Origin of the sequence: Sphingomonas sp. Ag1 (assembly GCF_000980895.1) — a bacterium.
GTDB classification, from domain to species: Bacteria; Pseudomonadota; Alphaproteobacteria; order Sphingomonadales; family Sphingomonadaceae; genus Sphingomonas; species Sphingomonas panaciterrae.
Map to the genome: position 1 here is coordinate 1 of NZ_LAZX01000090.1, position 17,996 is coordinate 17,996.

Sequence of the window (17,996 nt, forward strand, 5' to 3'; positions counted from 1 at the left end):
CGCCCGCCGGACCATCCGGCGCCCAGCGTCTGATAGTTGAAGATGCGCGGCGCCGCGATCTCGTTGCGCGCCGACCGTGCCTTTTCATTGCTGGTGAAGGACGGGGAGGCCAGCGACACGCCGCGCACCGTCGTCACGCCATGCGCCAGCCACAGCTTGTAGGCGTAGGAAGCGTCGGGCGCCTTGCCCTTGGCCGGCAAATGCGTGTGCAGGTCGACGAAGCCGGGCAGCACGTACATGCCGGTTGCGTCGATCTCCTGGTCGAAATCCTGCGGCGCGCGGTTCTGCGCCAGCACCATGCCCGGCCAGCCGGCCTGGCGGATGTCGGCGATGCGATTGCCCTCGACGACGATGTCGACCGGGCCGCGCGGCACCGATCCGGTACCGTCGATCAGCGTCGCGCCGCGGATGACGAGGCGGCGGAACGGGCCGGCGCCTTCCCCCGCCGCGCGGGCCGGGGCGGCGCCCGGCTGGTTGCCGGCGGGCGCGGCTGCCGCGGCGGCGGCGCGCGGCGCCTTTTCCTCATGCGCCAGCGCGGGGCCGGCCAATGCCATGCCGGCGGCCGAGGACAGCATCAGCAGGCGAGTGTTCAACAGGCGAAACAGGGCCATGGTCGATCCTTGAATAGATGGGCAGGGGCGTGACGCGGCGGATCAGAAGCGCCGCATCAGGTTCAGCCCATAGGTGCGCGGTGCGATGCTGACGGCGTTGGTGATCCCGCCCGTATTGGCGTTCGCGCTCATCTGGTTGATGGCAGTGTCGTTCAGCAGGTTGTTGGCGAACAGATATACCCCCCAGTCACTGTCCACGCCCTCGATGCCGAAGCGCAGGTTGACCAGTTCATAAGCCGGGATCTTGCGGCGGTATATGTCCGTCGGGCTGAGCGTGCTATAGAAGGAGCCGACATGGCTCGCATCGACCCGCGCGGTGGCGGTCAGCGTGTCCGACACCGGGCGCTTGTAATCGAGCGAGGCGGAGGCGCTGATCCGCGGCACGTTGGGGATGCGGTCGCCGCGGCGGCCGGTGGCCACCACGAAATCGCTGACCTGGTCCTCCGACAGCTTGGCATCGGTGTAGCCGACCGCGCCATTGAACGAGAGGCCCGGCAGCAGATTGGCCGACAACTCGGCCTCCGCGCCCCATACCCGCGCAGCGCCCGCGTTGGAGATCAAGCCGAACACCGATCCCGTCCCCGCAGTCCGCGCCGACACCTGCAGATTGTCCCAGTCGATGCGATAACCCGCCAGGTTCAGGTACACGCCGCGCGCCAGAGTGGTCTTTGCGCCGATTTCGTAATTCCACAGGCTGTCGGAGGTATAGGCCGCGCGTTCGGCGGGCAGGCCGATCACCTGGTTTACGCCGCCGGGCCGGAAGCCCTGCGCGGCCTGCGCATAGAACAGCAGCCGGGTGGTCGGCTGCCACGACACGTTGAACTTGTAGATCAGGCCGTCTTCTTCGTAATTCGCCTCGGTATAGGGCGTCACGCGCGAGCTGTAGTGGATCTGGCCGACGTCGATCCGCCCGCCCACCTTGCGCTCGAAGTTGAAGTATCGCGCGCCGGCGGTCAGCGTCAGCTGGTCGGCTAGCTTGTAGCTCAATTCCGCATACGCCGCCTTCTGCCGCAGCTCGTCGTTGATGGTCCGGTCATAGGCGATCGCGCCTGGCGTCGACGGGCTGTACACCGCGCCCGTCTCCGGGCTCGCCACCAGCAGCAGCGATCGCACCTCGGTATCGCGGCTTTCCAGGAAGCCGCCGACCGTCCACTGGAACGGGCTGTCGCTGGTCGAGCTCAGGCGAAGCTCGTGCACCCAATTGTTCAGCTTCTGCGGCTGGTACAGCGCCGACGATTGCAGCGGCACCGTTGCGTTGAAATAGCCGGTCAGCTGGTCCGCGGTGCATTGCGTGGGGTTCGCGGCCGACGTGATGCCCAGCTGATACCGGCGGCACCCCTCGCGCGTGCCGGCGGAGTTCAGCGTGTTGACGAAGCGGCCTTCGGCATTCTGCACGGTGCCGACGCGGCCGTTGAACGTGTCGCTGACGTCGTAGGTGCGGGTAAAATCGCGATCGAAATAGCTGGTCGTGCCGATCACGCTGAACGCGTCGAAATCGTAGCGGATCGTGCCGCTGAAGATGCGGTTGTTATCCTCGTTGATATTGTCCGCGTGCATGTTGCTGGCAAAATCGAGGCCGTTGGCGCGCGAGAAATCGGGCCGCCAAAGCGGGATCGGCGCGTCGACATGCTCATAGGTCGCCGACAGGTCGATCGTCAGGTCTTCGGTCGGCGTGATGCGCAGCAGCGCCCGCCCGCCATAGCTTTCGCCGTCGTTGATGTTCTTGACGTTGCGCAGGTAGCGCGGATCAGGGCTGGTATCGGCCACGTTGCCGGCGTTGGGATCGTCGGTCAGGATGATATTGTCGACGTAGCCGGCGAACTTGTTGTAATTGCCCACGATCCGAAGCGCGATCTTGTCCTCGACGATCGGCAGGTTGATCATCCCGTCGAGTGAGAAGCCGGGCCCGCCGCCCTCGACGGCGGTCATGTTGCCGCTGAACGCCGCTTCCAGCCGGTCGGCCTTGGGCTTTTCGAAGATGATGCGCAGCGTGCCGCCCATCGATCCCGATCCGAAGAGCGTGCCCTGCGGCCCGCGCAGCACCTCGGCGCGCTCCACGTCGAACAGGCGGAAGTCCGGCGTGCTGCCGCCTGAGTCAGAGGTGGTGCCGACCGATCCCGACACCGGCGTCTCGTCATAATAGACGCCGACCGTCGGCTCGCCGGCGGAGGTGATGCCGCGGATCAGCACGCGCCGGCTGCCCGGCCCGCTGTCGACGATGCGCAGCGACGGCGCGGTGCGGGTCAGTTCGGTGAAGCTGGTGGTGCCCGATGCGGCGAGCGTCTCGCCCGAGGTTGCCGAGATCGCGATCGGCGTGTCCTGGATGCGGGTATTTCGACGAAGCGCGGTGACGACGATCTCGCCGTCGGCGCCGGAGGAGGGGGCGCTCGCCTCCGTGCTGGGGGACTCCGCCGGTGGCGGCGGCGCGTCCTGCGCTGCGGCGAGGCTTGGCGTCACCGCCATGACACTGCCGAGGAGAAGCGCACGCAAACCAGCCTGACGCCGGGCGGCGCCATTACGTCCCATCATCGATATTTCCCCCATCTTGCTGCGGTGGCTGCGCCTGCTGGCGCTTCACCCCGTAACCTTCATGCGGAGATTAGCTTTGCGGCGACCGAAAGTGTTCCGTTTCTGGGGCGCGATAACAGAATTGTTGCGTCTTTAATGATCGATAAAACGCAGATCCTTCGGCAATGAAGCGAGTGAGGGGACATTGTTTCGTCACTCCGGCCCACAGGAAGGCAATGTCGCGCCACCTTGTCGCTCGCGCCGAAGGTCAGGCGATCGGCACATTGTTTCCCGATTTGACGCGATCGAGCGCGATCAGGCTGCGGAACGTCGCCACCGCCGGATTGTGCGCGAACAGCCGCCGGGTCGTCTCCTCATAGGCGACCATGTCACTGCTCAGGATGACGAGGACGAAGCTGATCCCGCCGGTGACGTAATAGCATTGCTGGACGTCGGCATCGGCGCGGAACAGCGCCTTGGCCGCGTCGACGGTCGCTGCGCGCTCATCGACCAGATGCACCTCGACGATGGCCGTAATCGCCAGCCCCAGCGCGGCAGTATCCACGACGGCGGTATTGGCGGTGATGATCCCCGCCGCTTCCATCGCCGCGATCCGCCGCTGCACCGCCGCCGCAGACAAGTTGACCGCCTCGGCAATCGCGCGCTGCGGCGTCTTGTTGTCGCGCTGGATCACGCGAAGGATCGCGCGGTCGAACGGGTCGAGCTTCGCCCGGCGCTGGCCGGGGCGGTGAGAGGGGGATCGCGCCATTCGCGAGTGATTGTTGCTTTTACCCGCCATATCAAGCGCACACCACTCGCGCCGCGCGCATTATCGTTGCACCGGTCAGCAGGGGACTCGTGTGTCAGCATCGATCATCGGCGCGCGTCATGGCAGTGCGATCGCACGCGGCACCGCTTGCGGTGCCGCGGCGGGCGCCTTGTGGGGACTGGTGTTCCTTGCCCCCGCGCTGGTGCGTGATTTCACCCCGCTCCAGCTCACCGTCGGCCGCTATCTCGCTTATGGCGCGATCGCCGCTGCGCTGATCGGCCCGCAGTGGCGGCGGCTGTCCCGATTGCTGACGCGACGAGATTGGCTGACGCTGGCGTGGCTCGCGCTCACCGGCAACACACTTTACTATGTGCTGCTGTCCACCGGGGTGCAGACGGCGGGTATCCCGCTCACATCGCTGGTGATCGGCTTCTTGCCGGTTGCGGTGACGATCGTCGGCAGTCGGGATCGCGATGCCGTCCCGCTGCGCCAGCTTGCGCCGTCGCTGCTACTCGGCGCGGGCGCGGCCTTGTGCATCGGCTGGCAGGCGCTCGATCCCTCCGCAGCAACCCCGGGCACGCGCAGCATCGTCGGGCTGGCGTGCGCCATCGGGGCGCTCATCTGCTGGACGGTCTATGCCGTCGGCAATGCCCGTGCGCTGGCCAGCCGGCCGGGCGTCTCGGTGCATGACTGGAACCTGCTGATCGGCCTCGCCACCGGCGCACAGGCGATCGTGCTTCTGCCGTTCGCCTTGTCCGGCGCGGCGGCTGCGCACGGCATGACCGCCTGGGGGCAATTCGCCGCCGTGTCGGTTGGCGTCGCGGTGGCCGCGTCGATCATCGGCAACGCCTTGTGGAACAAGATGAGCCGCCTGCTCCCGCTGACGATGGTGGGGCAGATGATCCTGTTCGAAACGCTCTTTGCGCTGCTCTACGGCTTCTTCTGGGAACAGCGCTGGCCCACCCCGGCGGAGATCGCCGCCGCGACGCTGGTCATCGCCAGCGTGCTGTCCTGCATCCACGCGCACCGCCCCCGGCATCGGCCCCGCCCGTTGGCGAGCGATGCCGGGGAGCCGGCACGTTAGAAGTCGACGTTGGCCGAAATCAGCAGGCGGCGTCCTTCCTGGTTGATTGAATAGGCCGGTGTGAACGCCGTCACCGGCGCGGCCGCGGTGCCGCTCAGATAGGGCTCGTACACCGCGTAATCGGTGTCGAGGATGTTCCACAGCGTTGCGGACAGGCGGAGCGCCGGCGTCACCTGATACGATCCGCCCAGGTGGAACAGCTCATAGCCGCGGAAGTCGCCCACCGCACGCTGCTGGTCATTGTTGCCGCGGTACCGGCTCGACCGGATCTCGGCGCGCGTCCACACCGTCGCCTTCTCGGTCAGTCGCCACCGCAAATTGGCGTTCACCATATGCTTGGGAATGCCGATCAGCGGCAGGCCAGCCTCGGGACCGCTCAGCTGTTCGCTTTCGGTATAGGTGTAATTGGCGGCCAGCGAGAGAGTGGGGGTGAATTCCACCCGTCCGGCCGCCTCGATCCCGCGCGTGCGCGCCTTGTCGATGTTGATTGACTGGCTGAACAGGTCGACGGCGGGAAAATTGCCGACGTCGAGGCAGCCCGGTCGGTTCGGATTACCGGCGAAACGACAGTTGGGGATCCCTGGGCCGGTCGCGATCTTGTCGTCGAAATCATTGTTGAACAGCGTCACATTGCCGCTGAACAGGCCGCCATTGTCGTAATAGACGCCCGCCTCATAGGTCGTCGTCGTCTCCGGCGTCAGGCTGGGCGTACCGAGCAGCGGGATACGTCCCTGTCCGCCAAAGCCGATGATGCCTTCCGCGATCTGCTCGACCCGCGGCGTCTTGAAACCACGGCTCACCCCGCCCTTCAGCGTCAGCACGTCGGAGACGTTCCAGACCGCATAGGCGCGCGGCGACCATTTGTCGCCAAAGGTGGAATGATTGTCATAGCGCACGCCGCCCGTCAGCTTCACGTCCTCGACGACGGTCAGCGTCGCTTCCGCAAAGCCTGCCCATTGGGTGAAGGTGAAGGGTTCGGGCGCCACGCCCTCGACCATCCGGGCGTGCCAATATTGGCCGCCCACGGTGAGGGCCACCGGGCCTTGCTTTCCGGCCAGGCGTGAATCGATGATGTCGTTGCGCGCCTGCAGCTCGCGCGGGCTGCCGGGCACCTGCCCGGGCGTGCCGTTGGGGATCAGGCGACCGATCGTCTCGGTCTCGTTGCGCGTCAGCGTCGTGTCCAGCGTACCGATCGGGCTGCGCCAGCTGTGCGCCAGCACATAGTTCGACCGGTTGAACCGCTGCTCGGGTGCATAGCCGCCGGAACCCAGCGTGCCGAGCCGCCCTTCGCTATTGTCATAGCGCTGCTCGTTGCGGTCATATTCCAGCCACAAGTCATGGTCCGCATGCGGCGTCAGCGTCAGCCGCCCGCCATAGGTATAGACGTCCGACCGGACGGGGTTACGCCCCAGCGTCAGCGCCGGGTCACCCGGGATGGGGATGTCCGAGCCCTCGCGATGGAACACGCTGCCGCGCAGCGTCAGGCCCAGCAGGTCGCGCACCACGGGGCCCTGTGCAAAGGCGTTGACCGACTGGATGTTGCCGAACCGCTCGTCGAACTGAACGGTGCTTTCCGCCGTCGCCGATCCGACCCACCGATCGCCGACCTTGCGGGTGATGATGTTCACCACCCCGCCCATCGCGTCCGACCCGTACAGCGTCGACATCGGCCCGCGCACCACCTCGATCCGTTCGATCGCCGAATAGGGCGGGATGAAGCTGGTGGAGGTTTCGCCGAACCCGTTCGGCGTGACTCCGCCCGGCGGATTCTGCCGCCGCCCGTCGATCAGCACCAAAGTATAATCGCTCGGCATGCCGCGGATCGAGATGTTGAGGCCGCCGGTCTTGCCCGCCTCGCCGCCGACATCGATCCCCTGCACGTCGACCAGCGCTTCGGCGAGGCTGCCGAACCTCTTGTCCTGCAGGTCGGCGCGGTCGATGACGCTGATGCTCGCGGGGGCGTCGACGATGCGCTGGGCGTAGCCCGCGGCGGTCACCACGATGTCGCCGGTCGGCGCGTCCTGGCGCGTCCCGCTACTGGCGGGTTCCTCGGCGTTCGCCACCGTGACCGACGGGGCGCTTGACCCTGCCTCTGTCTGCGACTGGGCGCCAGTTTGCGCCTGAACCTCAGTTTGCGCCTGGGCGGGTGACAGCGCTGCGAGAGACAGCGTGCAAAAAGCCGCTGAGCACAGCATGGACGTCCGGAACATGAAACCCCTTTGTGAGACTGACTCGCAATTGCATCGTGCCCTGCGGCACGGGGCTATATAGGTCAATGCAAATCATTCGCAGCAACATTTTGACACGCCCGTCCGGATAAACCGCCGGGCCATCCAACGTGGTTGAACCCGCCCCGCCTTCGGCTAAGCTTGCGTCCTGCCTGCGACAGACAGGAGAGGATGAATGCTGCTCAGCGAGGTTCCGGTGCATGCGGCGCACCGGGCGCCCGATCGTGTCGCGGTGCGCCTGGACGAGCGCGCGATCACGTACAGCCAGATGCGCGACGATTGCTGGCGGCTCGGGCAGGCGCTGCTCGGCATCGCCCAGCCGGGCGACCGGGTGGCGATCCTCGCCGAAAACTGCCTCGAATATGCGCTCTGCTATTATGCCGTGCCCGGCGCCGGCATGACGCTGACCTTCCTCAACTACCGCCTCGCCCCGGCCGAGCTCGCCTGGATCATCAACGATGCCGCGCCTAGCGTTCTGATCGTCCAGGACAAATATCTCGGCGCGATCCGCGCCATCCGCGATCAGACCCCCTCGGTCCGGCACCTGCTGGTGATCGGTGCCGCGGCGGAAGGGGCGGCCAGCTTCGATGCGTTGCTGGCCAGCGGCACGCCGCAACCGCTGCCCCCGCCATCAGAGGACTCGATCGCCTGGCTGCTCTACACCTCGGGCACCACCGGCTTGCCCAAGGGCGCGATGCTCACCCATCGCAACGTCATGGCCGCCGTGTTCAACAGCCTGGCGAGCTGGGACAAGGAGCCCGATTCCCACTATCTGCTCACCTTCCCGATGTATCACGTCGCCGGCTACGGCATGGTGGTGAACCATCTGCGCGGCGCGGAGCTGACCATCCTGCCCAATTTTGTGCCCGAGGCGCTGTTCGCCCTCATCGAACGTCACCGCATCACCTCCACCGCCGCCGCCCCCACGATGATCGCGCTGCTCCTCGATCACCCCGCGATGCCCGATTACGACCTCTCCTCGCTGCGCAACGTCGGCTATGGCGCCTCCGCGATGCCCGCCGCCGTGCTGCTGCGCGCGCGGGAAAAATGGCCGCAGGTGCGCTTCGGCACTGGCTTCGGCATGACCGAGCTTGCCGGCAACGTCATGGTCCTGACCGCCGACGAGCATGATCGCGCGATCGATGAGGGCCTGCCGATCCTGAACTCGGTCGGCCGCCAGATGCTGCTCGCCCGAGTCCGCGTCGTCGATGAGGCGATGGCCGACGTTGCGCCTGGCGTGGAGGGGGAGATCGTGGTGAAGGGCGATCAGGTCCTCACCGGCTATTGGCGCAACCCGGAGGCGACGGCCCGGGCCTTCACCGACGGCTGGTTCCACACCGGCGACGTCGGCCGCTGGGATGCTGACGGCTATCTCACCATCGTCGATCGCAAGAAGGACATGATCGTCACCGGCGGGGAGAACGTCTACCCGCGCGAGGTGGAGGAAGTGCTCTACCGTCACCCCGCCGTGCTGGAGGCAGCGGTGGTCGGCATGGCGGATCCCGTGTGGGGTGAAAGCGTCGTCGCGATCATCGCCACCCGCGACGGCGAAGCCACGGACGCCGCCGCGCTGATCCGGCACTGCCGCGACCATATCGCCAGCTACAAGAAGCCAAAGGCTGTCGCCTTCATCGCCGAACTGCCCAAGAACGCCTCCGGCAAGGTCCTGAAACGCACCTTGCGCGACATGCTCGCCGACGGCGGCCTGATGCTGGAGCGCTAGCGCCCGGGAGGGGTCAGCGTGGAGGGATATACGAGAAAGAAGAGTGGCGGAGCGGGAGGGATTCGAACCCTCGATACGGTTTTGCCGTATACTCACTTTCCAGGCGAGCGCCTTCGACCACTCGGCCACCGCTCCGCATGTCCCGGAAGAAGCGCGCCCTAGGCCGGTCTTTCGCCGCGCGCAAGCGTTTGCCGCATACGCATCAATCGTCCTCGTCCTCGAAGCCGACCAGCGCCAGCGCGCGCGCCTTGATCTGGCGCATCGCGCACCAGTGGATCAGCGCCTCCTCCCGCCCGTGGGTCACCCACACTTCGCGCGGCGCGATTTCCTCGATCGTGTCGGTCAGCTCGTCCCAATCGGCGTGGTCGGACATGATCAGCGGCAGCTCGACGAGCTTCTGTCGCGCACGCTGGCGCACCCGCATCCACCCGCTCGCCATCGCGGTGATCGGATCGGGCAGGCGGCGCGACCAGCGGTCGTTGAGCGCGCCGGGCGGGCACATCACGACATGCCCCGCCATCGCTGCCTTGGGCACCCCCGCGACAGGGATCAGCTCGCCCAGCCGCACGCCATGATCGGCATAAAGGTCGCACAATCGCTGCAACGCGCCATGGATATAGATCGGCGCCTCATGCCCGCGCTCGCGCAGCTCGGCGATCACCCGCTGCGCCTTGCCCAGCGCATAGGCGCCGACCAGCACGCAGCGATCCGGGTTGGCGTGCAGCCGCGCGACCAGCTTGTCGATCTCGTCCCCGGTATCGGGGTGGCGGAACACGGGGAGGCCGAACGTCGCCTCGGTGATGAACACATCGCACGCCACCGGCTCGAACGGCGCGCAGGTCGGGTCCGGCCGGCGCTTGTAGTCGCCCGACACGACGATCCGCTCGCCGCGATATTCCAGCAGGATCTGCGCCGATCCCAGCACATGGCCGGCGGGAACGAAGGTCGCCTGCACCTCGCCCAGCCGCACGCTATCGCCATAGCCTACCGGGTGTCCCGCCTGCTCGCCATAGCGCGTGTCCATGATCGCCAGCGTCTCGGGCGTCGCCCACACCGCGCCATGCCCGCCGCGCGCGTGGTCGGCATGGCCATGAGTCACCAGCGCGCGTGGCTGGGGCAGGGAGGGATCGACCCAGGCATCGGCCGGGCGAACGAAGATGCCATGGGGGTGAGGTTCGAGCCAGTCGCCAAGCTTGGGCATGGGGGCAGTACGCACGAGCGGATCAAATCGCCCCGGCGCCTCGTTGTGGGAACAACAGAAAAAGGAGAGTGCGGCATGGAACATCAGGCTTTGGGCGACAGCCTTTGGGTTTTCGTCGTCATCGGCGGCTTCATCATCCTGGGCCTCGCGATCGCCTTTGCGAAGTTCCGCAACAAGGTGACCCCGGAACAGGAACGCCGCACCGAAGAGGCGACTCACCGGCTGTACGAGGAACAATCGCGCGAGGACGCCGCGCGCGGCTGATTGTCGCGCCGCGCCGTCACTTGGCCGGCGCGGTCGGCGGCGGCCGATCCCGCGGTGACAGCGCCTCCCTGCGAGCCGGGCGCTGGGACAGCCGCGTGATCTGATCGCCAGGACGCTATGCCGCCGCTCCCTCAGGGGAGAGTGTGCTCCGAGTGTGCTGCGTCAGGGGCTGTCGCCGCAAAGCGCCACCTGCCGCGGCCGGGCGACGATGCAGGCGCGGCGTTCTGAAACGGGATGGCGACCCTATATGTCGACGCGATGACTGTTTCACTTCCGACCCCGCTGGCCGACTGGTTCGCGTCGCGGGGCTGGTCTCCGCGCCGCCACCAGCTCGACATGCTCGCCGAGGGCCGCGCCGGGCGGCACGCGCTGCTCGTCGCCGCGACTGGCGCAGGCAAGACGCTCGCCGGCTTCCTTCCCACGCTTGCGGAATTGATCGAGCAGCCGACCGAGGGTCTCCACACCCTTTATGTCTCGCCGTTGAAGGCGCTGGCGGTCGACATTCAGCGCAATCTCGTCACGCCCCTCGATGAGATGGGTCTCGACGAAATGGGCATCGACATCCGCGTCGAAACCCGCACCGGCGACACCCCGTCCGATCGCAAGGCGCGCCAGCGGGTGAAGCCGCCGCAGATCCTGCTCACCACACCCGAATCGCTGTCGCTGCTGCTGAGCTACCCCGACAGCTTCACCATGTTCGCCGGCCTGCGCACGATCGTGATCGATGAGGTGCACGCCTTCGCCACCGGCAAGCGCGGCGACCTGCTGTCGCTATGCATGGCCCGGCTTCAGGCGATCGCACCTGGCCTGCGCCGCGTCGCCTTGTCCGCCACGGTCGCCGATCCCGACGGCTATCGCGCCTGGCTTGCGCCCGACGGCGATATCGAAAGCATCAGCCTGGTGCAGGGCGAAACCGGCGTCGATCCCAATATCGCCATCCTGCTGCCCGAGGATCGCGTGCCCTGGGCGGGCCATTCCGGCCGCTATGCCGCGGCGCAGGTGATGGCGGAGATCGAGACTCACAAGACCACCATCGTCTTCTGCAACACGCGCAGTCTGGCTGAGCTGATCTTCCAGGATCTGTGGAAGGCGAACGAGATGCAGCTGCCGATCGGCATCCATCACGGCAGCCTGGAAAAAGAGGCGCGGCGCAAGGTGGAGGCGGCGATGGCTGGCGGCCGCCTGCGCGCGCTGGTCGCCACCGCCAGCCTCGACCTGGGGGTCGATTGGGGGGATGTCGATTGCGTCATCCAGATGGGCGCCCCCAAGGGATCGTCGCGCCTGCTCCAGCGCATCGGCCGCAGCAATCACCGCCTTGATGAGCCGTCGGAGGCGATCGTCGTCCCCGGCAACCGCTTCGAATATCTCGAGGCGCGCGCCGCGCTCGACGCGGTGGAGGCCGGCGAGCTTGATACCGACGTGTTCCGCATGGGCGCGCTCGACGTGCTGGCGCAGCATGTCATGGCCTGCGCCTGCGCCGCCCCGTTCGATCAGGCCGCATTGCTAGACGAGATCCGCTCGTCGCTCCCCTATTCGGCGCTCACCGATGAGCTGTTCGACAAGGTGCTCGGCTTCATCCGCGACGGCGGCTACAGCTTGCGCGCTTATGATCGGTTCAAGCGGCTGACGCAGGATGCCGATGGCCTGTGGCGCGTCAGCCATCCGAAATTCGTTGCGCAGCATCGCCTCAACGCCGGAATCATCGTGGAGGCGACGATGCTCAAGGTCCGCTTCCGCAACGGCCGCGCGCTGGGCAAGGTGGAGGAGGCGTTCGCCTCCACGCTCAGCCATGGCGACACCTTCTTCTTCGCCGGGATGAGCCTTGAGGTGGAGAAGATCGATACCGAGGATCTGATCGTCCGCGCCACCGCGCGGCCCGCGCGAATCCCCACTTATGGCGGCAGCCGGATGCCGCTCTCCACCAACCTCGCTGATCGCGTCCGCGGCTTCCTCGATACGCCTGCCGAATGGGCGCGCTTCCCCGATGACGTGCGCGAATGGCTGGAAATCCAGGCCCGCCGCTCCGCGCTGCCGCATCCCGACCAGCTGCTCGTCGAAACCTTCCCGCGCGAAGGGCGCAACTACATGGTCGCCTATTCCTTCGAGGGGTGGAACGCGCACCAGTCGCTCGGCATGCTGATCACGCGGCGGATGGAAACCGCGGGGCTGAAGCCGCTCGGCTTCGTCGCCAATGATTATGCCATCGCCACCTATTCGATCGATCCCGTCACCGATCCCGCCGCGCTCTTCTCGCCCGACATCCTTGAGCATGAATTCGTCGACTGGGTACAGCAGTCGCACCTGCTGAAACGCGCCTTCCGCGAGGTCGCGGTGATCGGCGGGCTCGTCGAGCGGCAGCATCCCGGCAAGCGCAAGACCGGCAAGCAGGTCACCTTCTCCACCGACCTCATCTACGACGTCCTGCGCAAGTACGAACCCGGCCATATCCTGCTCGAGGCTGCCTGGGCCGACGCCCGCGCGCGCATGACCGACGTCGGCCGCCTCGCTGACCTGCTCGATCGCGCGGCGGGGACGATGCTGCACGTCGATCTCCCGCGCGTCTCGCCGCTCGCCGTGCCGGTGCTGGTGCTGATCGGGCGCGAACGAGTCGCCACCGGCAGCGCGGACGATGCGCTGCTGATCGAGGCGGAGGCACTCGCCGGGGAAGCGATGCGCCTCGACTGAGGCCGCAGGCCTCCGCCGCCGGGGATAACGATTGACAAGGGTCCGGATCGGGCGCTTCATCCCTGCATGCGCCGCTGGCTTGCCTTGCCGCTCCTGTCGCTGCTCGCCAATGCGGACGATCAGCAGCCCGTGGTGCCGCCCGCGCCGATCACCGATTACGCCGCGCACATCGGGCTTGGCCACGCCGAGGATCCGGCGGTGCCGACCGGCGAGCATCTCGATTTCGGCGTCGACGGCCCGCGCATGACGGTGCCGGTCCAGATCGCGGGGGCGGGGCCCTATCAGTTCGTCATCGATACCGGCGCCCAGCGAACGGTGATCAGCCGTGAACTGGCCGCACGGCTCCGCCTGCCCGGCGGCCGCAACGTCCGCCTGACCGGGATGACCGGGACACAGGATGTCGGCACGGTGGTGATCCCGTCGATTTCCGTCAGCACGCTCGGCGGGGAGCGGATCGAGGCGCCGGCGCTATCGGCGGCGAACCTCGGCGCGCCCGGCATGCTCGGCATCGACGCGCTTCAGGGCCATGCGCTGGCGATCGATTTCGATCAGCAGCGAATGACGGTGACGCCGGCCCGCAAGCGCGGCGAGCGGGTCCGCCGCGCCCCAGACGAAATCGTCATCCAGGCGAAAAGCCTGTTCGGGCAGCTCGTCGTCACCGACGCGCGCGTCGGCGGGGAACGGGTCCGCGTCATCCTCGACACCGGCAGCGTGGTGTCGATGGGCAATCTCGCGCTGCGCAAACGGCTCGCCAGGCGGGGCAAGGTCACGCCGATCACGCTGATCAGCGTGACGGGCGGCGAACTCGTCGCCGATTATGGGTCGGTCAAGTCGATCAAGATCGGCGATGCCGAGATCCGCGACATGCCCGTCGCCTTTGCCGACGTCCCGCCGTTCCGCGTGTTCGGGCTGGAAAAGAAGCCGGCGATCATGCTCGGCATGGACGTGCTGAAACTGTTCACCCGCGTCCAGATCGATTTTGCGAACCGCGAATTGCGCCTGCTGCTGCCGCGCGGCGCCGCGCGCCGCGGCTAGGGCCGGATTTCTCCATAAAGGGCCGAATGCGCCCAAAAGCGGCCGAAAACGGCCGAACGACTCCAGTCGATGCCTCGTTGAGGCCGATGGCCCATAAAAAAGGGCCCGGCACTTTCGTACCGGGCCTAGTGCGTCCGCAGGAGGAACATCGTCTGGGAACCGGCCGCAGCCGTCCCCCAATCTCGTCAATAATTGTAGGCGCGCTCGCCATGCTCGCCGAGGTCGAGCCCTTCGCGCTCCACCTCTTCGCTGACCCGCAGCCCGACGGTCGCCTTGGCGATCGAGAAGGCGATGGCGGATCCGACGCCGGCCCAGGCAACCGAGATGAGCACTGCGACCACCTGGGTCACGAGCTGCGGCCCCAGGGCATAGTCGGCCGCACCCGGCCCGCCGAGGCCCGGCAGCATGGTGAATGCCGTGCCGATCGACCCCACGATGCCACCGATGCCGTGGATGCCGAACGCATCCAGCGAGTCGTCAAGGTTGAGTTTGGGTTTCACCGCGACCACGAAATAGGCGCAGATGATGGCCGCGATCGCACCCAGCAGGATGGCGCCGAACGGCCCCGAATTGCCCGCCGCCGGGGTCACCGCAACCAGGCCGGCGATCGCGCCGGAGCAGGCGCCCAGCATCGATCCCTTGTGGCCCAGCATCCGCTCGGTCAGCATCCAGAACAGCACGCCCGCCGCCGTGGCGACAAAGGTGTTGATCATCGCCAGCGCCGCCGAGCCATTGGCCTCCAGCGCCGATCCGGCGTTGAACCCGAACCAGCCGACCCACAGGAGGCCGGTGCCGATCAGCGTCATGACCAGCGAGTGCGGGGCCATGATCTCTTTCTTGTAGCCCAGCCGCGGGCCGATGATGATCGCCCCGACCAGCGCCGAGATGCCGGCGTTGATGTGAACCACCGTGCCGCCGGCGAAGTCGAGCGCGGCGGGCTGCCAATTAAAGAGAAGGCCGTTGCCCGCCCACACCATGTGCGCGATCGGGAAATAGACGATGGTGAGCCAGATCAGCGCAAAGACCATCAGGCCGGCAAACTTCATCCGCTCGACCAGGCCACCGACCACCAGGCTGACGGTGATCGCCGCAAAGGTCATCTGGAAGGCGATGAAGACATATTCCGGGATGACGACACCGTCGGTGAAGGTTGCCGCCGTCGAGTCGGCGTTGACCCCGGCAAGGAACAGCTTGTTGAACCCGGCGATAAAGGCGTTGCCGCCGTCACCGAACGCCATGGTGTAGCCGTAGGTGACCCAGATGATCATCGCGAAGCTCGCGACGGCCAGGATCTGGGTCAGCACCGATAGCATGTTCTTGGTGCGCACGAGGCCGCCATAGAACAGCGCCAGCCCGGGCACGATCATCGTCATGACCAGCACGGTCGCGGTCATCATCCAGGCGGTGTCGCCCTTGTTGGGCACCGGCGCGGTTGCCTGGGCCCAGGCGGGTGCCGCCGCCGCGGCTGTTGCCGCCACGCCCAATGCCAGGGCAGTCCTGATTATCTGCTTCATCACCACCCCCCTCAGAGTGCCGTATCGTCGGTTTCGCCGGTACGGATGCGCACCGCCTGCCCGACATCGAGTACGAAGATCTTGCCGTCGCCGATCGCGCCGGTATTCGCGGCCGCCTGCACCGCCTCCACCACGCGATCCGCGAGGTCGACAGGGCAGACCACTTCGATTTTGATCTTGGGCACCATGTTGGTGCTGTATTCGGCGCCGCGGTAGATTTCGGTCTGGCCCTTCTGGCGCCCGAAACCCTTGACCTCGGTGACTGTCATCCCCGCCACCCCGATCCCGGTGAGTGCTTCCCTCACTTCGTCGAGCTTGAACGGCTTGATGATGGCTATGACCAGTTTCATCGCGCCCCCTTCCGTTACCGGGAAAGGTACTTCGCAACAGATGTGCCAAACCGCCGCTGCCTAGTGCATGGTCACGGCAACCACATTTGGCACGTTACTTTTTGTGCAGATGCGAAAACATGCTCAAGAATTAGGCATCGTCGACTACGAACCTGGCACGATCAAGATCATCCTCATCGACCATCAGGCGCACGGGGATCAGCAACCAGCTGCCGTCGGCGATCGACGCCCCGGCATCGAAGGTGAGCGCGACTATTCCTTCGCTCTCCAATCGCGCGGCGAGGATGCTGGCAAGATTGCGGTCATAGCGACCCAGTTCGACCAGCATCAGCGCGGCAGCGCGTCGGGCGTGCGTACTGGCAAGTCATCGATGCTTTTCGCGTTGCTGCCCTGCCAATAGGCCAGCCGCTCTTCATCGCTGTACTTGGCGTTGTATTTGTTCAGCGTCTCACGCGGATGATCCAGCGTCATCTGCGGCACGCCCCAGCCGCAGGACGTCTGCGCCTGGTCGATCGCCACGACGAAGATCTGCCGCGTGCCGGGCAGTGGCGGAAACTCGCTATACAGCGCGCGCCATTCCGGATCCTGGGGAAGGACTGGGCGGCCCCGACCGTAGATGCGAAAGATCAGTGCGGGCTGATCGAAGGCGCAGAACATGATGGTGATGCGCCCGTCGGCGAGCAGGTGCGCGTTGGTCTCATTGCCCGATCCTGCAACGTCGAGATAGGCGACGGTGGTCGGGTCCAGAACGCGGAACGTGTCCATGCCCTTGGGGCTGAGGTTGATCCGCGCGCCGGGCGCGCTCGTTGCCACGAAGAAGACCGGCTGCCGGGCGATGAAGGCACGATGCGCGTCGTTCAGCGCCGGAAAGAATTCCGCCATGCAGGCGTGCTCCCCTGTTCAGGCGAGAAGGATGGCTCGCGGCGCCTGCCTACCATTTACGATGCGTCCGATCCACCGCACCGCCGGTAGTCACCAGCGGTGCGAGGTGTCAGGAATGCACCCGGCGATCTCAGTCGAACAGCGAGGAGACGCTGGTCTCGTCGGCGATACGGCGGATCGCCTCCGCAAGGAGCGGTGCAATCGTCAGGTGCCGGATACGCTTGGCGTGGCTGATGGCTTCCTGGTTGCCGATCGAATCGGTGATCACCAGCTCGCGCAGCGCCGACCCTTCGACCCGGGCGACGGCACCGCCGGAGAGGACGCCATGGGTGACATAGGCAACGACGTCCTCGGCGCCCGCCTCACGCAGCGCTGCGGCCGCGTTGCACAGCGTGCCGGCGGAATCGACGATATCGTCGATCAGGATGCAGAAGCGCCCTTCCACGTCGCCGATGATGTTCATCACCTCCGACTCGCCCGCGCGCTCGCGGCGCTTGTCGACAATCGCCAGCGGTGCATTGTCGAGCCGCTTGGCGAGCGCGCGCGCGCGCACCACGCCGCCCACGTCGGGGGAGACGACCATCAGGTTCTTCGACCCGAAGCGCGCCAGGATGTCCGCGGACATGACCGGCGCGCCAAACAGATTGTCGGTCGGGATGTCGAAGAAGCCCTGGATCTGACCGGCATGGAGGTCGACGGAGAGCACGCGGTCGGCGCCCGCCGTGGTGATCAGGTTGGCGACCAGCTTGGCCGAGATCGGCGTGCGCGGGCCCGGCTTCCGGTCCTGCCGCGCATAGCCGAAATAGGGGAGGACTGCCGTTATCCGCTTGGCCGACGCGCGCTTCAGCGCATCGATGCAGATCAGCAACTCCATGAGGTTGTCGTTGACCGGATAGCTGGTCGACTGGATCAGGAAAACGTCTTCACCGCGGACGTTCTCCATGATCTCGACGAAGATCTCCTCGTCGGCGAATCGCCGCACCAGAGCCTCGGTCAACGGGAGCTCCAGATAGGAGGCAATGTCCCGTGCCAGCGGCAGGTTGGAGTTGCCGGTCATCAGTTTCATGTCAGCACGCCCTTTCGTGACGCCCCCTTAGCGGGCCGGGCATATGTTGCAATCGTGCGACGCACTCAGAGGACGT

The 17,996-nt window shown here is 66.4% G+C and carries 15 protein-coding genes and 1 tRNA gene; 5 read left to right on the forward strand and 11 right to left on the reverse strand.

Features of this window, described 5'->3' with window-relative positions; genetic code table 11:
- The 3 genes from XM50_RS08910 to XM50_RS08920 form a co-directional block, all read right to left on the reverse strand.
- The coding region (locus tag XM50_RS08910) for an amidohydrolase family protein (protein ID WP_046408991.1) at positions 1-611 on the reverse strand (611 nt) is incomplete at its 3' end.
- Between the two features lie 42 nt (positions 612-653).
- The gene (locus XM50_RS08915) at positions 654-3,140 is read right to left on the reverse strand and encodes a TonB-dependent receptor (RefSeq protein WP_231621912.1); all 2,487 of its coding nucleotides are present in this window, start codon (positions 3,138-3,140) and stop codon (positions 654-656) included.
- A 247-nt stretch (positions 3,141-3,387) separates the two neighbouring features.
- On the reverse strand, positions 3,388-3,888 hold the full coding sequence (locus XM50_RS08920) for an Lrp/AsnC family transcriptional regulator (protein ID WP_046408992.1): 501 nt from the start codon (positions 3,886-3,888) through the stop codon (positions 3,388-3,390).
- Between the two features lie 103 nt (positions 3,889-3,991).
- Here XM50_RS08920 and XM50_RS08925 point away from each other — a divergent pair, with 103 nt between their 5' ends.
- Entirely contained in the window at positions 3,992-4,972 is a 981-nt protein-coding gene (locus XM50_RS08925; RefSeq protein ID WP_082102941.1) for a DMT family transporter, read from the forward strand.
- Here XM50_RS08925 and XM50_RS08930 read toward each other — a convergent pair.
- Positions 4,969-7,035 (reverse strand): TonB-dependent receptor domain-containing protein, encoded by a 2,067-nt coding sequence (locus tag XM50_RS08930; RefSeq protein WP_046408994.1) that lies wholly within the window; start codon positions 7,033-7,035, stop codon positions 4,969-4,971. The two genes, XM50_RS08925 and XM50_RS08930, sit on opposite strands and share 4 nt — an antisense overlap.
- Before the next feature lie 340 nt (positions 7,036-7,375).
- On the opposite strand from XM50_RS08930, the gene XM50_RS08935 reads away from it, so the two are divergent.
- A complete protein-coding gene (locus tag XM50_RS08935) occupies positions 7,376-8,923 on the forward strand; it encodes an acyl-CoA synthetase (RefSeq protein ID WP_046408995.1) in 1,548 nt (515 codons plus the stop codon).
- A 44-nt stretch (positions 8,924-8,967) separates the two neighbouring features.
- On the opposite strand, the gene XM50_RS08940 is transcribed toward XM50_RS08935, so the two are convergent.
- Positions 8,968-9,058, reverse strand: a tRNA-Ser gene (locus XM50_RS08940).
- A gap of 67 nt (positions 9,059-9,125) precedes the next feature.
- Positions 9,126-10,124, reverse strand: a complete 999-nt coding sequence (locus tag XM50_RS08945) for a ligase-associated DNA damage response exonuclease (RefSeq protein ID WP_046408996.1) — start codon at positions 10,122-10,124, stop codon at positions 9,126-9,128.
- Between the two features lie 75 nt (positions 10,125-10,199).
- Between XM50_RS08945 and XM50_RS08950 the strand changes: the two genes are divergently transcribed.
- From XM50_RS08950 to XM50_RS08960, 3 genes are all read left to right on the forward strand, one after another.
- Positions 10,200-10,388, forward strand: coding sequence for a hypothetical protein (locus XM50_RS08950; RefSeq protein WP_046408997.1), 189 nt, complete (start codon positions 10,200-10,202; stop codon positions 10,386-10,388).
- A 258-nt stretch (positions 10,389-10,646) separates the two neighbouring features.
- Positions 10,647-13,073, forward strand: a complete 2,427-nt coding sequence (locus XM50_RS08955; RefSeq protein WP_082102945.1) for a ligase-associated DNA damage response DEXH box helicase — start codon at positions 10,647-10,649, stop codon at positions 13,071-13,073.
- 66 nt (positions 13,074-13,139) lie between these two features.
- Positions 13,140-14,108 (forward strand): retropepsin-like aspartic protease, encoded by a 969-nt coding sequence (locus tag XM50_RS08960; RefSeq protein ID WP_046408998.1) that lies wholly within the window; start codon positions 13,140-13,142, stop codon positions 14,106-14,108.
- A gap of 185 nt (positions 14,109-14,293) precedes the next feature.
- Here XM50_RS08960 and XM50_RS08965 read toward each other — a convergent pair whose 3' ends face one another.
- From XM50_RS08965 to XM50_RS08985, 5 genes are all read right to left on the reverse strand, one after another.
- A complete protein-coding gene (locus tag XM50_RS08965; RefSeq protein WP_046408999.1) occupies positions 14,294-15,622 on the reverse strand; it encodes an ammonium transporter in 1,329 nt (442 codons plus the stop codon).
- Positions 15,623-15,633: 11 nt separating this feature from the next.
- A complete protein-coding gene (locus XM50_RS08970; protein ID WP_046409000.1) occupies positions 15,634-15,972 on the reverse strand; it encodes a P-II family nitrogen regulator in 339 nt (112 codons plus the stop codon).
- A 130-nt stretch (positions 15,973-16,102) separates the two neighbouring features.
- Positions 16,103-16,300 carry a putative signal transducing protein gene (locus XM50_RS08975; RefSeq protein WP_443024650.1) on the reverse strand — a complete coding sequence of 66 codons (198 nt, stop codon included), beginning with the start codon at positions 16,298-16,300 and terminating at the stop codon, positions 16,103-16,105.
- Positions 16,300-16,854, reverse strand: coding sequence for a pyridoxamine 5'-phosphate oxidase family protein (locus tag XM50_RS08980; protein WP_046409002.1), 555 nt, complete (start codon positions 16,852-16,854; stop codon positions 16,300-16,302). The genes XM50_RS08975 and XM50_RS08980 overlap by 1 nt, the downstream gene beginning before the upstream one ends.
- A 130-nt stretch (positions 16,855-16,984) precedes the next feature.
- Positions 16,985-17,920, reverse strand: coding sequence for a ribose-phosphate pyrophosphokinase (locus XM50_RS08985; protein ID WP_046409003.1), 936 nt, complete (start codon positions 17,918-17,920; stop codon positions 16,985-16,987).
- Positions 17,921-17,996 lie beyond the last annotated feature (76 nt).

Excerpts from the sequence above, each read along its gene's own strand:
- XM50_RS08915 (WP_231621912.1), bottom strand. The coding sequence starts at position 3,140 with ATGATGGGACGTAATGGCGCCGCCCGGCGTCAGGCTGGTTTGCGTGCG.
- XM50_RS08920 (WP_046408992.1), bottom strand. The coding sequence starts at position 3,888 with ATGGCGCGATCCCCCTCTCACCGCCCCGGCCAGCGCCGGGCGAAGCTC.
- XM50_RS08935 (WP_046408995.1), top strand. The coding sequence starts at position 7,376 with ATGCTGCTCAGCGAGGTTCCGGTGCATGCGGCGCACCGGGCGCCCGAT.
- XM50_RS08945 (WP_046408996.1), bottom strand. The coding sequence starts at position 10,124 with ATGCCCAAGCTTGGCGACTGGCTCGAACCTCACCCCCATGGCATCTTC.
- XM50_RS08950 (WP_046408997.1), top strand. The coding sequence starts at position 10,200 with ATGGAACATCAGGCTTTGGGCGACAGCCTTTGGGTTTTCGTCGTCATC.
- XM50_RS08955 (WP_082102945.1), top strand. The coding sequence starts at position 10,647 with ATGACTGTTTCACTTCCGACCCCGCTGGCCGACTGGTTCGCGTCGCGG.
- XM50_RS08960 (WP_046408998.1), top strand. The coding sequence starts at position 13,140 with ATGCGCCGCTGGCTTGCCTTGCCGCTCCTGTCGCTGCTCGCCAATGCG.
- XM50_RS08965 (WP_046408999.1), bottom strand. The coding sequence starts at position 15,622 with ATGAAGCAGATAATCAGGACTGCCCTGGCATTGGGCGTGGCGGCAACA.
- XM50_RS08970 (WP_046409000.1), bottom strand. The coding sequence starts at position 15,972 with ATGAAACTGGTCATAGCCATCATCAAGCCGTTCAAGCTCGACGAAGTG.
- XM50_RS08975 (WP_443024650.1), bottom strand. The coding sequence starts at position 16,300 with ATGCTGGTCGAACTGGGTCGCTATGACCGCAATCTTGCCAGCATCCTC.
- XM50_RS08980 (WP_046409002.1), bottom strand. The coding sequence starts at position 16,854 with ATGGCGGAATTCTTTCCGGCGCTGAACGACGCGCATCGTGCCTTCATC.
- XM50_RS08985 (WP_046409003.1), bottom strand. The coding sequence starts at position 17,920 with ATGAAACTGATGACCGGCAACTCCAACCTGCCGCTGGCACGGGACATT.